This window comes from Streptomyces radiopugnans, assembly GCF_900110735.1.
Lineage (GTDB): Bacteria > Actinomycetota > Actinomycetes > Streptomycetales > Streptomycetaceae > Streptomyces > Streptomyces radiopugnans.
The window spans coordinates 76,325-90,872 of sequence record NZ_FOET01000016.1; the positions used below are offsets into that span (position 1 = coordinate 76,325).

A 14,548-nucleotide genomic window follows, 5' to 3' on the forward strand; every position below is an offset into this window, starting at 1 on the left:
GGCCGCATGGCGAAGACCGGTACGACGACCCAGGGGCTGCGCGCGGCCATCGAGCGCAGCGGCTACTACCCGGCTCTCGTGGCCGAGGCGGTCGAGTCCGCCGTGGGCGGTGAGCCCGTCTCCTCGTACGTGGTCCACCAGGAGACGACCTTCGACTCCAACGAGGTCCGCCGCCATGTCACGGTGCTGGTGCTCACCGACACCCGGTTCATCGTCAGCCACACCGACGAGCAGCCCGCCGACGGCACCTCCCCCTCGCCGTACGCCACCACCTCCACCGAGTCGGTGAAGCTGGAGCGGATCTCCTCGGTCGTCCTCAGCCGCGTCGTCGCCAACCCCGAGTCCTACACCCCCGGCACCCTGCCGCGCGAGGTCGTCCTCACCATCGGCTGGGGCGCCGTCTCCCGCCTCGACATGGAGCCCGCCAACTGCGGCGACCCCAACTGCGAGGCCGACCACGGCTACACGGGCTCCCTGACCGCCGACGACCTCTCGCTGCGCGTCAGCGAGGCGGGCGACGGACCGGACACCGTCCGCCAGGCGCTCACCTTCGCGCAGGCGCTGTCCGAGGCGACCGCGGCCACCGCCGGCACCCGCTGATGGTCCAGTCCCTCCCGCACGGCCCGGCCGCCCACGACCCCGTCCCCCTGGACCCGCGCACCGCGCCCGTGCCGCGCTACGGCGACGCGTCGCTGGCCGACCTGCTGCCCGCCGTCGCCGCCGGGCAGGGCGTGCCCGGACTCTCCTCGGGCCTGGAGCTGGAGCCCGCCGACCGCGTGTGCGTCTTCCTGGTGGACGGCATGGGCTGGGAACTGCTGGCCGCCCATCCCGGCGAGGCGCCCTTCCTGGCCTCCCTGCTGCCCACCTCGCGCGGCGGCACCGGGCGGCCCCTCACCGCGGGCTTCCCCTCCACCACCGCCACCTCGCTCGCCTCCGTGGGCACCGGCCAGGTGCCCGGCGCCCACGGGCTGCCCGGCTACACCGTGCTCGATCCGGCCACCGGCGAGCTGATGAACCAGCTGCGCTGGCAGCCGTGGACCGACCCGCACCTGTGGCAGCCGTACCCCACCGTCTTCCAGCTCGCCGACGCCGCCGGCGTCGCCGCCTGCCAGGTCACCGCCCCCCACTTCGAGCACACCCCGCTCACGAAGATCGCGCTGTCGGGCGGCTCCTTCCTCGGCCGCCTGCCGGCCGAGGAGCGCATGGACCTGGCCGCCGAGCGGCTGGGCTCGGCCGACCGCGCGCTGGTCTACACGTACTACGCCGAACTCGACGGCAGCGGCCACCGCCACGGCGTGGACTCCGACGCCTGGCGCGGCCAGCTGATGTACGTCGACCGCCTCGCCCAGCGCCTGGCCGAGCGGCTTCCGCCGCGTTCCGCCCTCTACATCACCGCCGACCACGGCATGGTGGACATCCCGCAGGACCCGGACGCCCGCTACGACTTCGACCACGACTGGGAACTGCGCGCGGGCGTCGCACGGCTCGGCGGCGAGGGCCGGGCCCGCCATCTGTACGCGGTGCCGGGCGCCGCCGGGGACGTCCACGCCGTCTGGCGCGAGGTCCTGGCGGACCGGGCGTGGGTGGCCACCCGGGACGAGGCGATCGAACTGGGCTGGTTCGGGCCGCGCGTCGACGACCGGGTGCGCGCCCGGATCGGCGACGTGGTGGCCGCGATGACCGGCACGGTCGCGGTCGTCGCCACCGAGACCGAGCCCAACGAGTCCGAACTGATCGGCATGCACGGCTCGATGACGCCGGCCGAGCAGCTGGTCCCCCTGCTGGAAGTCCGCACGTAGCCTGGGACCGCCGGACCCGCCCGCCGCCGCGCGGGTCCGCCGCCACCGCCGTACGCCGATCGCCGAAAGGTTTCTCCTCCCCATGCCCGAACTGGTCTTCTTCGCCGGAACGATGGACTGCGGGAAGAGCACCCTCGCACTCCAGATCCAGCACAACCGCTCGGCGCGGGGACTGTCGGGGATGATCTTCACCCGCAACGACCGGGCGGGGGAGGGGCGGCTCTCCTCAAGGCTCGGCCTGGTCACCGAGGCCGTGGAGGCGGGCGAGGGCTTCGACTTCCACGCCCATCTGGTGCGGCATCTGACGTCCGGTGGCCGCACGGACTACGTGATCGCGGACGAGGCGCAGTTCCTGGACCCGGGGCAGGTCGACCAACTCGCCTGCGTCGTCGACGACCTGGGCATCGACGTCTTCGCCTTCGGCATCACCACCGACTTCCGCACCAGGCTCTTCCCGGGCTCCCGGCGGCTGATCGAGCTGGCCGACCGGATCGAGTCCCTCCAGGTCGAGGCGCTGTGCTGGTGCGGCGCACGCGCCACCCACAACGCCCGCACGGTCGGCGGCCGGATGGTCGTCGAGGGGGCGCAGGTCGTCGTCGGGGACGTCGCGGGCCCGCAGGGCACCGCGGGGGAGGACGTCGGCTACGAGGTGCTGTGCCGGCGCCACCACCGGCGCCGGCTCACCGCGGCCGCGGCCCGGGCGGGGGCCCTGTCCCCGGACGTGCTGCCCGTGGACGGTGCGGACGCCCCCGCCCTGCACCACGGCTGAACGGTCCTCAACGGGCGCTCCCCGCAGGGGATTTCACGAACCCCGGCGGCCCGTGTGGACCACCGCGAAGGGCGCGCCCTCGCGGTCGGCGACCCGAGCCGTCCGCCCGTACGGCGTGTCGTGCGGCGGGAGCAGGACGCGTCCACCCAGTTCGGCCACCCGGCGCGCCGCCGCGTCGGTGTCGTCCACCTCGACGTACATCAGCCAGTGCGAGCCGCGGTCGTGCGGCAACTCGTCCCCGACGCCGCGGACACCGCCGACGATCCGGCCGTGCGCCGTCAGGGTCAGGCGGTCCGGCTCCGCGTCCGCACCGCCCGCGCCCAGGTGCTCCCCGGAGGGCTCGCTCTCCAGGCCGAAGACCGTCTGGTAGAACTTCTCGACCGCCGACGCCCGGTGGGTGACCAGCTCGTTCCACACCACCGTGCCCGGACCGCCGCCCATGCGGGCCCCGGGCCGCGTGTCCGTCTGCCGTATCCCGAAGGAGGCCCCGGAGGGGTCCGCCGCGATCGCCACGCGCATCGTCCCCTCCATGTCCAGCGGGCCCACCCCGACCGTCCCGCCGCACAGCCGGACCAGCTCCGCGGCCTTGTCGGCGTCGTCGGCGGACAGGTACGGCAGCCAGGCGGGCAGGCACTGCCGCCCCCGCGGCATCTGGCCGATGCACGCGACCTCGCTCCCGTCGAGCAGCGCACGGAAGTGCGGGCCGGCCGACCCCGGCCCCGGGCCCTGCCGGTAGTCCCAGCCGAACAACTCGTGGTAGAACTCCTGGCTCGCCGCCGGGTCGTGGGCCAGCAGGCTCAGCCAGGAGGGGGTGCCCGGAGCGTGTCGTGCCGCTGCCTCGGTCATCTCTTCACTTCTCTCCTCGGGACCGTCGTCGATGCGGTCGTCCGGTGATCTTCCGTGCACTGTCGGTGCCCATGGTCTCATTCGACGCCCATGCCGCGCACGGGGCCGTCCCGCCCGTAAGGGGAGAGGCGGTCCTCCGGGGAGAACAGCGGACATCTCGCCCCCGGCCCCGCTCCGCACGCCGACACGGGCGGGCCGCGCCGGGCGGTGGCCAGGACATACGGGAACGGCCGCGCGAAGATACGGCCATGGCAGTCATCGTCTCCCCTACCCAACTCGCGCGCGAACTCACCGGTTCGCCTTCCCCACCGCATACCCCGCCAACGCTGCTCGATGTCCGCTGGGATCTGGCCGGCCCGTCCCGGCGCCCGGACTACGAGGCGGCGCACCTGCCCGGAGCCGTGTACGTCGACCTGGAGACCGAGCTGGCCGGGCCGGTGGGGGAGGGGACGGGCCGTCACCCGCTTCCGGACCCGGAGGCCTTCGGGGCGGCCATGCGCCGGGCCGGGGTCCGGCAGGGGCACCCGGTGGTGGTCTACGACGGCGGCCGGGGCTGGGCCGCGGCCCGTGCCTGGTGGCTGCTTCGCTGGGCGGGCCACGAGGACGTGCGGGTGCTGGACGGCGGCCTCGCGGCCTGGGAGGGCCCGCTGACCGGAGAGGTGCCGCAGCCGCCCGAGGGCGACTTCACGCCCCGGCCGGGCGCGCTGCCCGTGCTCGACGCCGACGGCGCGGCGGCCCTGGCCCGCACCGGGGTGCTGCTCGACGCCCGCTCGGGCGAGCGCTACCGCGGCGAGGTCGAGCCGATCGACCGCGTCGCCGGGCACATCCCGGGCGCGGTGTCGGCGCCCACCACCGAGAACACGGTCGAGAACACCGCCGGAGGCGTCTCCGGGAACGCCGGGAACGCCGCCGGGAGACCTCCCGGCGCCTTCCGGCCCGCCGCCGAACTGGCCGCCCGCTTCGCCGGACTGGGCATCGACGCGGACACCGAGGTCGGCGTCTACTGCGGTTCGGGAGTCTCGGCGGCCCACGAGGTCCTGGCGCTGGCGATCGCGGGCATCGACGCGGCACTGTACCCGGGCTCCTGGTCGCAGTGGTCCGCCGACCCCTCCCGCCCGGTGGCCACGGGCCCCGAACCGGGCTGAGGGCCGGGCCGGCGCACGGCCGGCACACGCGCCGGAGGGCGGCGGGGCAGGGCCCCGCCGCCCTCCGGGCCCGCTTCCCGGGCCGTGCTGCCGCCGCCCTACTCCTGCTTCTTGCGCCGCGTGCCGAAGACGATCTCGTCCCAGCTGGGGACCGCGGCACGGCGGCCCGGGCGGACGCCGTCCGCCTCGGCCTGGCGGTCGGTGCTGCCGGTGAGCCGGTCGCGGTGGCCCGCCACCGAGCGCGGCATGAGCACATCGGCGTAGGCCGCCCCCGCGCTCGCCGCGGGGGCGGGTGGTTCCACCGCCTCCGGCTCCTCGGCCTCGTCCTCCGGCGCGCCGTCGGGCGAGGAGGACTGCTCCGGCACCACCAGGTCGCCCCGGAAGCTGGGCACCGCCTCCAACAGGCTGGTCAGGGAGTCCCGTTCGACGCCGGCGTCCTGGCCCGCGGCCTCCGGCGGATCGGACTCGGAGGCGTCGGACCGCTCCGTCCGGTCGAAGCGGTCGCGCGGCAGCCGCGCGATGCGCGGCACGAACGGGAAGCTCGGCTCGGGGGTGTCGTCGCTCTCGCCGATCAGCGCCCGCGCCTCGTCGTCCACGGCCTGCACCAGCCGCCGCGGCGGATCGTACGTCCAGCTCGCCGAGTGGGGCTCGCCGGCCACCCGGTAGGCGAGCATCACCTCCCAGGTGCCGTCGTCCCGGCGCCAGGAGTCCCACTGCACCGTCTCCTTGTCGGCGCCGCGCAGCATCAGCCGCTCGGCCACGGCCTCGCCGAGCTGCGGGCCGGTGCTCTCGCCGGGGCGGCGCACCGGCGTCTTGCGGGCCCGCTCGGCCATGAACGCGCGCTCGGCGAGCACCGGCCCCTCGAACCGCCGTACGCGGTCCACGGGGATGCCGGCGAGCTGGGCGACCTCCTCGGCGGTGGCTCCGGCCCGTATGCGGGCCTGGATGTCGCGGGGGCGCAGATGGCTCTCGACCTCGATCTCGATCTGGCCGAGCCTGGCGCGGTCGTTGCGGACGGCGGCGCGCAGCCGCTCGTCGATCGGGAGTGTGTACTCCGTGTTGTCGGCAGCCTTGAGCACCAGCCGTGTGCCGTCGTTGCTGACGGCCACGACACGCAGTTCGGGCATGGGAACCTCCCGGGTGGTGCCTGCCGACGTCACGTGCGTCGCTGCTCCCGCTAGACGAGTGTGGCGTGCCCGGGCGCAGCCTGCCACAACCTTGCCGACCTGCCCGGCGTGTCGGGCCCGCGCCCTGATCCGCCACTGTGGCACGGTTGCCTGTTGACCACGGAAAGTGACCGAGGTGGTGACTGTCCGTGGTACCGGCTGACCGGGGCCAAGGTCAGGGCTCGCCACACTACTCCATTGGGGCCACGCCGTTGGATCGGCACGCCGCCCAAGTTCTCACAGTGCCGGGGAGTTGAACACCGCGCCGGCCGTAAAAAGACGGCATCGAAGGTGTGGATCTTCACGGAATCCGCCGAAACGGAACCACCACCTTGGCCGGAAACCGCCCTGCGGGGGCGGAGAGGAAGATATGTGCGACCCGGCCCGGTAGGGGGACGGGCGGGGCGGCGGGCTGACGGTGGCGAGTCGACGGTGGCGGGGCGGCGCCCGGCTCAGTCGCCCAGCACCCGCCGCAGGTGGTCGTTGCCGAACACCCGGTGCGGGTCGAGGCGGTCGCGCAGCGCGGTGAACTCCGCGAAGCGCGGATAGACCTCGGACAGGTACCCGGCGTCGCGGCTGTGCAGCTTCCCCCAGTGGGGGCGCCCGCCGTGCGCGACCATGATCTGCTCGGCGGCCGTGAAGTACCGCTCGTGCGGGGTGCCCCGGTAGACGTGCACCGCTATGTAGGCGGTGTCGCGGCCAGAGGCCGTGGACAGCGTGATGTCGTCGGCGGGTGCGACGCGCACCTCGACGGGGAAGTTCACCCGCAGTCCCGAACGGCCGACCACCGCCCGCAGTTCGCGCAGCGCCTCCACCGCGGCCGCCCGGGGCAGGGCGTACTCCATCTCCACGAAGCGCACCCGGCGCGGCGAGGTGAACACCTTGTAGGGGATGTCGGTGTAGGTGCGGGCCGACAGTGCGCGGCCGGCGACCCGCGCGATGCCGGGCACGGCGGCGGGGAAGGCCCGGCCCACCGAACAGGCCGCCTGGAAGACGCCGTTGGAGAGGAACTCGTCCTCCAGCCAGCCGCCCAGGCGCGGCAGCGGGTCGGCCGGGCCGTCGCTGCGGTTGTTGCGCTTGGTGACGCAGCGGTCGGTGTGCGGGAACCAGTAGAACTCGAAGTGCTCGTTGTCGCGCACCAGATGGTCGAAGTCCGCCAGCACCGCGTCCAGGCGCATGGGCTCCTCGCGCGCGGTCAGCAGGAACAGCGGCTCCACGGCGAAGGTGATCTCGGTGATCACCCCCAGCGCCCCCAGGCCGATGCGGGCCGCCGCGAACACCTCCGGGTTCTCGCCGGCCTCGTCCCCGGAGCACCGCAGGACCGAACCGTCGGCCAGGACCATCTCCAGGGCGCGGATCTGGGCGGCCAGGGAGCCGGAGTCGCGGCCGGTGCCGTGGGTGCCGGTGCCGACCGCGCCGGAGACGGTCTGCTCCATGATGTCGCCCATGTTGGTCAGGGACAGGCCCTCGGCCGCCAGCGCCTCGTTGAGCTGCCTCAGCGGCGTCCCGGCGGCCACCGTCACCGTCCCGGCCCCGCGGTCGATCCGGCGGATGCCGGTGAGGCGGTCGGGACGTATCAGCACCCCCTCGGTGGCGGCCACGGGCGTGAACGAATGCCCGGTGCCGGCGGCCTTGACCGTCAGCCCGTCCTCGGCGGCGCGGCGCACCACCTCCGCGAGCGCCTCGGCGGTGGAGGGGGCCGAGGTCCGCAGCGGGCGGGCGGTGGCGTTGCCCGCCCAGTTGCGCCACGTCGGCGGTGCGGGCCGCTTCGTACGCCGTGCTGTGCGCGTGCTCATCGCTGACGGCCCTCCCCATGGCTGGCGTACCGCGCGGGCGCTGGACCCGGCGGGTCGGAGGGGGATCATACTCACGCGGGCCGTTCCCGGCCCCACCGCGGGTCCGGGCGGTGTGCTCAGCGGCCGGATGGCAGGATCGAGACATGTCCGACGCAACTGACGCCCGCCCCTACGACGCCCTGCTGCTGCTGTCCTTCGGAGGACCGGAGGGCCCCGACGACGTGGTGCCGTTCCTGGAGAACGTCACCCGCGGAAGGGGGATCCCGCGGGAGAGGCTGGAGGAGGTCGGGCAGCACTACTACCTGTTCGGCGGCGTCAGTCCGATCAACGCCCAGAACCGCGAGCTGCTCGCCGCCCTGCGCGAGGACTTCGCCGCCAACGGGCTGGACCTGCCCGTCTACTGGGGCAACCGGAACTGGGCGCCGTACCTGACCGACACCCTGCGGGAGATGGCGGCCGACGGCCGCCGCCGGATCCTGGTGCTGGCCACCAGCGCGTACGCCTCGTACTCCGGCTGCCGCCAGTACCGGGAGAACCTCGCCGAGGCCCTGGCCGCCCTGGAGGCCGAGGGGCTCCCGGTGCCGCGGGTGGACAAGCTGCGGCACTACTTCAACCACCCCGGCTTCGTCCGCCCCATGACCGACGGGGTGCTGGCCTCACTCGCCGAGCTGCCCGAGGACGTCCGCGCGGGGGCGCACCTGGTCTTCACCACCCACTCCATCCCCCTCTCCCAGGCCGAGACCTCCGGGCCCGCCGGCGGCGCCTACGTCGCCCAGCACCTGGACGTGGCCCGGGTGATCGCCGACGCGGTGCGCGAGGAGACCGGGGTGGACAGGCCCTGGGAGCTGGTCTACCAGTCCCGCAGCGGCGCCCCGCACATCCCCTGGCTGGAGCCGGACGTCTGCGACCACCTGGAGACGCTGCACGGGCAGGGCGCGCCGGCCGCGGTGATGGTCCCGATCGGCTTCGTCTCGGACCACATGGAGGTCCTGTACGACCTCGACACCGAGGCGATGGCCAAGGCCGGGGAGCTGGGCCTGCCGGCGGTGCGGTCGGCCACCGTCGGGGCCGACCCGCGCTTCGCCGCGGCCGTGCGCGATCTGGTGACCGAGCGCGCCGCCGCCGAGCGCGGCGAGCACCCCGAGCGCTGCGCACTGGGCGCGCTGGGCCCCAGCCACGACGTGTGCCCGGTGGGCTGCTGCCCGGCCCGTACGCCGAAGCCCGCCGCCGCGGGCGCCGACAGCCCGTACGCCTGACAGCCGCCCGACAGCCGTCCGACGCCCGTCCGACACCGCCGAGGAGAGCCGTGACCGACGCCGCAAGCTCCGCCGGGACCCCCGCAGGCAGCCCCACCGGGACCGGAACGGAGACCGACCGCGCGACCGCCGCCGTGGCCGATCCGCTCAGGAGGGAACTCCTGGGCCTCGCGCTGGAGGCCGCCCGCCGGGCGGGCGCGCTGCTGAGCGAGGGCCGCCCCGCCGATCTGGGGGTGGCCGCGACCAAGAGCAGCCCCGTCGACGTCGTCACCGAGATGGACCTCGCCTCCGAGAAGCTGATCACCGGCTTCCTGGCCGACCACCGCCCCGAGGACGGCTTCCTGGGGGAGGAGGGGGCCTCCACCGAGGGCGGCAGCGGGGTGCGCTGGGTGATCGATCCGATCGACGGCACCGTGAACTACCTCTACGGACAGCCCGCCTGGGCCGTCTCGATCGCCGCCGAGCACCGGGGTGAGACGGTCGTCGGCGTGGTCCACGTCCCGCCGCGCGGCGAGACGTACCACGCGGTGCTGGGCGCCGGCGCCTGGCTGAACGGGGAACGCGTGCGCTGCCGCCCCTCGCCGCCGCTGGAGCAGGCGCTGATCGGCACCGGCTTCAACTACGTCGCCGGGCGGCGGCAGGCCCAGGCCGGGGTGGTCCGCCGACTGCTGCCGAGGGTCCGCGACATCCGCCGCTCCGGTTCGGCCGCCATCGACCTGTGCGACGTGGGCGGCGGGCGGCTGGACGGCTTCTACGAACGGGGGCTGCACCCCTGGGACTTCGCCGCGGGCGATCTGGTCGCCCGCGAGGCGGGCGCCCTCACCGGCGGGCGGCCCGGCTCCCCGCCGACGGGCGAACTGACGGTGGCCGCCTCGCCCGGGGTCTTCGACGTGCTCCAGCCGCTGCTGGAGGAACTGGGTGCCTGGCACGACTGAACGGCTCCAGCCGGGGCACCAGGGGCACCGGCCCCCTCTGCGCCCGGCACACGGCAGCGCCCCGGAGGGGAGAACCCTCCGGGGCGCTGCCGTGTGCTGCCGGGTCAGGCGCTGGTGACGCCGACCTCCACTCCGTACTCGGCGGCCAGACGGCGCAGATCCTCGAGCTCGGCCTGCTCGACGTCCACCAGGAAGTCGTCGCCCGACTCACGAGCGCGGATCAGGTCGGACTCCGTGGTCCGTATGCGCTGCAGAATGCCTGCGGTGAACGCGTCCATGGTGCGCCCCCTCGTCGTGGGTCGTCGGCACGGGGGTGTGCCGGGGGTGGGGCGATCACGGTGTACTCCCCGAGCGGTCGGCCGACGGCTCTTCCGGGGCTGGGAGGACTGGGAAGAGGGGTCGTGAGATGCCGCCTACAGGGCGTGATCGCGGGTGTACTGCCGTCCTCCCCACCTCAAACCTCAGAGAAACCTCAAGAGGGACGAAAATTCGGTGAACGGCTGCGACGGAAGTCCCTTACGGCCCGTTTACTGAGGTCGCGGGCACGATGGGCCACGATGGACAGGGCGGAACGGGAGGCGGCGCGCCCGGTCCGCCGGGCCGGGGCTCATCCCGTCCCCGCTCCGCACCGCTGCCGCGCCGCCCTCGAACCCCTCGGGGCGGTTCCCCCGTCCCGCGAACCCAGGAAGGACACCACCCGTGCGCGTACTCGTCGTCGAGGACGAGCGGCTGCTCGCCGATGCCGTGGCCACCGGACTGCGCCGGGAGGCCATGGCCGTCGACGTGGTCTACGACGGCGCCGCGGCCCTCGAACGCGTCGGGGTCAACGACTACGACGTGGTGGTGCTCGACCGCGACCTGCCGCTGGTCCACGGTGACGACGTGTGCCGCGAGATCATCCGGCTGGGCCTGCCCACCCGGGTGCTGATGCTCACCGCCTCCGGCGACGTCAGCGACCGGGTGGAGGGCCTGGAGCTGGGCGCGGACGACTACCTGCCCAAGCCCTTCGCCTTCAGCGAGCTGACCGCCCGGGTGCGGGCGCTGGGCCGCCGCAGCACCGCCCCCCTGCCGCCGGTGCTGGAGCGCGCCGGCATCCGGCTGGACCCCAACCGCCGCGAGGTCTTCCGGGACGGCCGGCAGGTGCAGCTGGCCCCCAAGGAGTTCGCGGTGCTGGAGGTGCTCATGCGGGGCGAGGGATCGGTGGTCTCCGCCGAGCAGCTCCTGGAGAAGGCCTGGGACGAGAACACCGACCCGTTCACCAACGTCGTACGGGTCACCGTGATGACCCTGCGCCGCAAACTCGGCGAGCCGCCGGTGATCGTCACCGTGCCCGGCTCCGGATACCGCATCTGAGCCCCTCATGACACCCAGCACGCCCGGTACCCCCGGCCCCCCGCCCCAGCCCCCGGCGACCCCGCCCAAGCCCACCTGGGACCCCTTCCAGCCGGGCCGCTCCCACCCCTGGCTGCGGCCCACCATCCGCATACGCCTGACCCTGCTGTACGGCGGGATGTTCCTGATCGCCGGGATGGTGCTGCTGGCGATCATCTACCTGCTGGCGGCCCAGGCGCTGAAGGACGGCAGCCACCTGCCCTTCCAGATCATCGGCGTGCGGGACCAGACCACCGACGCCGTGTGCAGCCTGCCCAGCCGGGCGGACGGCGGGGAGCTGACCCCCCAGGAGCTGACCGCCGCCGTCCAGCAGTGCATGGAGAACCAGCGGCAGGTGGCCCTGGAGGCCCTGCTCAACCACTCCCTGCTGGCCCTGCTGGGCCTGGCCGTGGCCGCCTTCGCCTTCGGTTACGTCATGGCCGGCCGGGTGCTCTCGCCGCTCGAGCGCATCACGCGCACCGCCCAGCGGGTCGCCGGTTCCGACCTGCACCGCCGCATCGAGCTGGACGGGCCGGACGACGAGCTCAAGGAGCTGGCCGACACCTTCGACCAGATGCTGGACCGGCTGGACCGGGCGTTCACCGCCCAGCAGCGGTTCGTCGCCAACGCCTCGCACGAGCTGCGCACCCCGCTGGCGATCAACCGCACCCTGCTGGAGGTGCAGCTCTCCGATCCCGGCGCCTCGCCGGAGCTGGTCCAGCTCGGCAAGACGCTGCTCGCCACGAACGAGCGCAGCGAGCAGCTGGTGGAGGGCCTGCTGCTGCTCGCCCGCAGCGAGAACGAGATCGTCGACCGCAAGCCCGTGGACCTGGCCGAGGTCGCCTCCCAGGCCGTGGAGCAGGCGCGCGGCGAGGCCCAGGAACGGGGCGTGGAGCTGCGGGGCGTGCGCCAGCCCGCCTATGTGCAGGGCAGCGGGGTGCTGCTGGAACGGGTCGCGCTCAACCTGGTGCAGAACGCCGTGCGCTACAACGTCCCCCGTGACGGCTGGGTCTCGGTGGACACCCGGGCCCAGCCCGGGCAGGCGGTGCTGGTGGTGGAGAACACCGGCCCGGTGGTCCCGGCGTACGAGGTGGACAACCTCTTCGAGCCCTTCCGCAGGCTGCGCACCGAGCGCACCGGCAGCGACAGGGGGGTCGGCCTGGGCCTGTCGATCGTGCGGTCGGTGGTGCGCGCCCACGGCGGGGCGGTCACGGCCAGGCCGCGCGAGGAGGGCGGACTGGTGGTCCGGGTCACGCTCCCCGTCTGACACCCGGGGTGCGGGGCGGAAAGGACGATCATGGAATATCTCCGCGGGGCCCGGTGTTATGGGGCGAAATCCGGGAATTCCTCCATGGTTCGACCCGGTTGTGATCGATCACACACACGATTTTTCGGTCACACGCGTACAGCACCCCAGGGCTTGCCGAAAAATGCCGGAAAATCCATGTTTTCGCAGGTCGGGATCGTGGAAAAGAGGGGAGGCGGTAGGCGCAAAGTGGACACGGGGGCCGTCCCGGGCCCTCGGTCGACGGCCGACTCGGTCACCCCATCAGGGGCGCGGTTGGGTGTCGATTGAGTAACAGGGCTTGATGTGAGGCAAAATCTCCGCCTCAGGTCGGGCACAAGTCCGGCCTCTCGCGCGTTACGTGCGCTGGAGACACCACAGACACCCAGAGGGGGAGAGCGACATGGCGACCGACTACGACACTCCACGCAAGACCGATGACGACGTCAACGAGGACAGCATCGAGGAACTGAAGGCCCGGCGGAACGACAAGTCGGCCTCGACCGTCGACGTCGACGAGTTCGAGCAGGCCGAGGGTCTGGAGCTGCCCGGAGCGGACCTCTCCAACGAGGAGCTGTCCGTGCGGGTGCTGCCCCGCCAGGCCGACGAGTTCACCTGCATGAGCTGCTTCCTCGTCCACCACCGCTCGCAGCTCGCGGCGGAGAAGAACGGTCACCCCATCTGCCGCGACTGCGCGGCCTGAGCCGGGGCCGGCTGATGACGGCCGAGGAAGCACGCGACGCCGAGCGGGGCCAGGACGGCAAGGCCTCGCTCGCGCCCGTACCCGCACCCCGTTCCGCGCCCGCAGCCGCTCTCGGCCGCGGGCTGCGGCGGCTCCGTCCGCGCCGGACAGGCGGCGCGGACGGAGCGGACGGAGACAGAGCCCGGGAGCCGCGCGAGCGCGGAACGGTCAGGGCGTTCCTGGGCGTGGTGGCCGACCGCATCGTCGACCTCGCGCCCAGGATCCCGGTGAGGGACCTGGACACGCTCCGCCGGCAGTTCCCGGGCCTGGGGCCCGAGGAGATGGCCGACAGGCTGATATCGGGCGCCATGAAGGGCAGCGCGACCGTCGGCGCCGGAGTGGGCGCCTCGGCGATGCTGCCCGTACCGCCGGCGATGCCCGCCGAGCTGGCCGCCGAGGTCGTCGGGGTGGCCGCGGTCGAGCTCAAGCTCATCGCCGAACTGCACGAGGTCTACGGACTGCGCCCGCCCGGCAACGTCCGTGAGCGGGCCGCCGCCTACCTCGCCGAGTGGACCCAGGAGCGCGGGATAGAACTGGCCGCGCCCGCGACGTTCGGCGCGGCGTTCGGCAACCACATGAGACGCCAGCTGCGCCAGACCCTCCTCAAGCGCACCATGCGCAACCTCCCCAATCTCACGCCGTTCATGATCGGCGCGGCGGTGGGCGCGCTGATGAACCGGCGCGACACCAGGAAGCTGGCGGAGACGATCCGCGACGACCTGAGAAGACGGCAGATCCCCTGGGACGCCGTCCCCCTGGAGGACCGCCCGGGGAAGGTCATCCCCTCGCGGCTCACGCACGCCCCGGACGAGGACGGCTGACGCCCGCCGCCCCCTCGTCCCCGGCCCGCCGTCCCCTCGCTCCCGCCGGACCCCGCGGCCGCCCGTACGGCCGGCCGGCCGCGCTACCGGCGCGCCGCCTCCAGGGCGTCGGCCAGCGCCCGCGGGCGCCGTGTGGACAGGTACAGGTACGGCGTGGGGTCCCCGGGATCGGTGACCTCGACGCGCAGCGCCGTCGGCACGTAGCCGCGCAGCAGCATGTAGGCGCGCGGATCGGCGCGGTGGGTGCGCCAGGCGCGGGCCTCCTCCTCGTCCAGGACGTGCGCCTCGCCCAGCGCGGAGACCGGCACCCGGGCCTCCCCCGCGACCAGCGAGTCAGCGACCACGCGGATGCGGGCCGAGCCGTAGGCGCTCACCGCCACCGCGCCCAGCGCCGTCCCCACCACCAGACCGCCCAGCAGGGGCATCAGGCCCAGGGGGAACAGGATCAGGCCCAGACAGACCCCGGACAGGGCGGCGATCAGCCACCAGGGGCGGGGCGCGGTCAGCCGCTCGTCGTACAGCACGCCGGGAGGAAGCATGTCCCCAGCTTGGCACGCCCGCGACCGGCTCACTGACCCGGCGGTAAGGTCAGCATCCGTGAGTGCCACCAAGACATC

At 73.9% G+C, this 14,548-nt stretch carries 15 protein-coding genes; 10 read left to right on the forward strand and 5 right to left on the reverse strand.

What is annotated here, in order from left to right:
• Window positions 1–6: 6 nt before the first annotated feature.
• From BMY40_RS23050 to BMY40_RS23060, 3 genes are all read left to right on the forward strand, one after another.
• Complete coding sequence (locus BMY40_RS23050) at window positions 7–600, forward strand: DUF5998 family protein (protein WP_093662706.1); 594 nt, start codon at window positions 7–9, stop codon at window positions 598–600.
• Window positions 600–1,799, forward strand: a complete 1,200-nt coding sequence (locus tag BMY40_RS23055; protein WP_093662707.1) for an alkaline phosphatase family protein — start codon at window positions 600–602, stop codon at window positions 1,797–1,799. Before BMY40_RS23050 ends, BMY40_RS23055 begins: the two co-directional genes overlap by 1 nt.
• 82 nt (window positions 1,800–1,881) lie before the next feature.
• Entirely contained in the window at window positions 1,882–2,568 is a 687-nt protein-coding gene (locus BMY40_RS23060; protein WP_093662708.1) for a thymidine kinase, read from the forward strand.
• Between the two features lie 33 nt (window positions 2,569–2,601).
• On the opposite strand, the gene BMY40_RS23065 is transcribed toward BMY40_RS23060, so the two are convergent.
• Entirely contained in the window at window positions 2,602–3,414 is an 813-nt protein-coding gene (locus tag BMY40_RS23065) for a VOC family protein (RefSeq protein WP_093662709.1), read from the reverse strand.
• 248 nt (window positions 3,415–3,662) lie between these two features.
• Here BMY40_RS23065 and BMY40_RS23070 point away from each other — a divergent pair, with 248 nt between their 5' ends.
• Entirely contained in the window at window positions 3,663–4,559 is an 897-nt protein-coding gene (locus BMY40_RS23070) for a sulfurtransferase (protein ID WP_093662710.1), read from the forward strand.
• Between the two features lie 98 nt (window positions 4,560–4,657).
• On the opposite strand, the gene sepH is transcribed toward BMY40_RS23070, so the two are convergent.
• Both sepH and BMY40_RS23080 read right to left on the reverse strand, forming a co-directional pair.
• Window positions 4,658–5,719, reverse strand: a complete 1,062-nt coding sequence (sepH, locus tag BMY40_RS23075) for a septation protein SepH (protein WP_093662711.1) — start codon at window positions 5,717–5,719, stop codon at window positions 4,658–4,660.
• Window positions 5,720–6,177: 458 nt separating this feature from the next.
• Entirely contained in the window at window positions 6,178–7,521 is a 1,344-nt protein-coding gene (locus BMY40_RS23080; RefSeq protein ID WP_093662712.1) for a D-arabinono-1,4-lactone oxidase, read from the reverse strand.
• Window positions 7,522–7,664: 143 nt separating this feature from the next.
• On the opposite strand from BMY40_RS23080, the gene BMY40_RS23085 reads away from it, so the two are divergent.
• Together BMY40_RS23085 and BMY40_RS23090 are read left to right on the forward strand one after the other, a co-directional pair.
• Window positions 7,665–8,777, forward strand: coding sequence for a ferrochelatase (locus BMY40_RS23085; RefSeq protein WP_093662713.1), 1,113 nt, complete (start codon window positions 7,665–7,667; stop codon window positions 8,775–8,777).
• A gap of 134 nt (window positions 8,778–8,911) precedes the next feature.
• Entirely contained in the window at window positions 8,912–9,712 is an 801-nt protein-coding gene (locus BMY40_RS23090) for an inositol monophosphatase family protein (RefSeq protein WP_093662751.1), read from the forward strand.
• A gap of 104 nt (window positions 9,713–9,816) precedes the next feature.
• Here BMY40_RS23090 and BMY40_RS28105 read toward each other — a convergent pair whose 3' ends face one another.
• Window positions 9,817–9,990, reverse strand: coding sequence for a hypothetical protein (locus BMY40_RS28105; RefSeq protein WP_165869606.1), 174 nt, complete (start codon window positions 9,988–9,990; stop codon window positions 9,817–9,819).
• 421 nt (window positions 9,991–10,411) lie between these two features.
• On the opposite strand from BMY40_RS28105, the gene BMY40_RS23095 reads away from it, so the two are divergent.
• The 4 genes from BMY40_RS23095 (at window position 10,412) to BMY40_RS23110 (ending at window position 13,931) form a co-directional block, all read left to right on the forward strand.
• A complete protein-coding gene (locus BMY40_RS23095) occupies window positions 10,412–11,065 on the forward strand; it encodes a response regulator transcription factor (protein ID WP_093662714.1) in 654 nt (217 codons plus the stop codon).
• A 7-nt stretch (window positions 11,066–11,072) separates the two neighbouring features.
• Window positions 11,073–12,350 (forward strand): sensor histidine kinase, encoded by a 1,278-nt coding sequence (locus BMY40_RS23100; RefSeq protein WP_093662715.1) that lies wholly within the window; start codon window positions 11,073–11,075, stop codon window positions 12,348–12,350.
• 421 nt (window positions 12,351–12,771) lie between these two features.
• Window positions 12,772–13,071, forward strand: coding sequence for a DUF4193 domain-containing protein (locus BMY40_RS23105; RefSeq protein ID WP_093662716.1), 300 nt, complete (start codon window positions 12,772–12,774; stop codon window positions 13,069–13,071).
• Window positions 13,072–13,085: 14 nt separating this feature from the next.
• Entirely contained in the window at window positions 13,086–13,931 is an 846-nt protein-coding gene (locus tag BMY40_RS23110) for an EcsC family protein (RefSeq protein ID WP_245770265.1), read from the forward strand.
• Between the two features lie 83 nt (window positions 13,932–14,014).
• Here the strand turns inward: BMY40_RS23110 and BMY40_RS23115 are convergent, their stop codons facing one another.
• On the reverse strand, window positions 14,015–14,470 hold the full coding sequence (locus BMY40_RS23115) for a DUF3093 domain-containing protein (RefSeq protein ID WP_093662717.1): 456 nt from the start codon (window positions 14,468–14,470) through the stop codon (window positions 14,015–14,017).
• Between the last annotated feature and the right edge of the window lie 78 nt (window positions 14,471–14,548).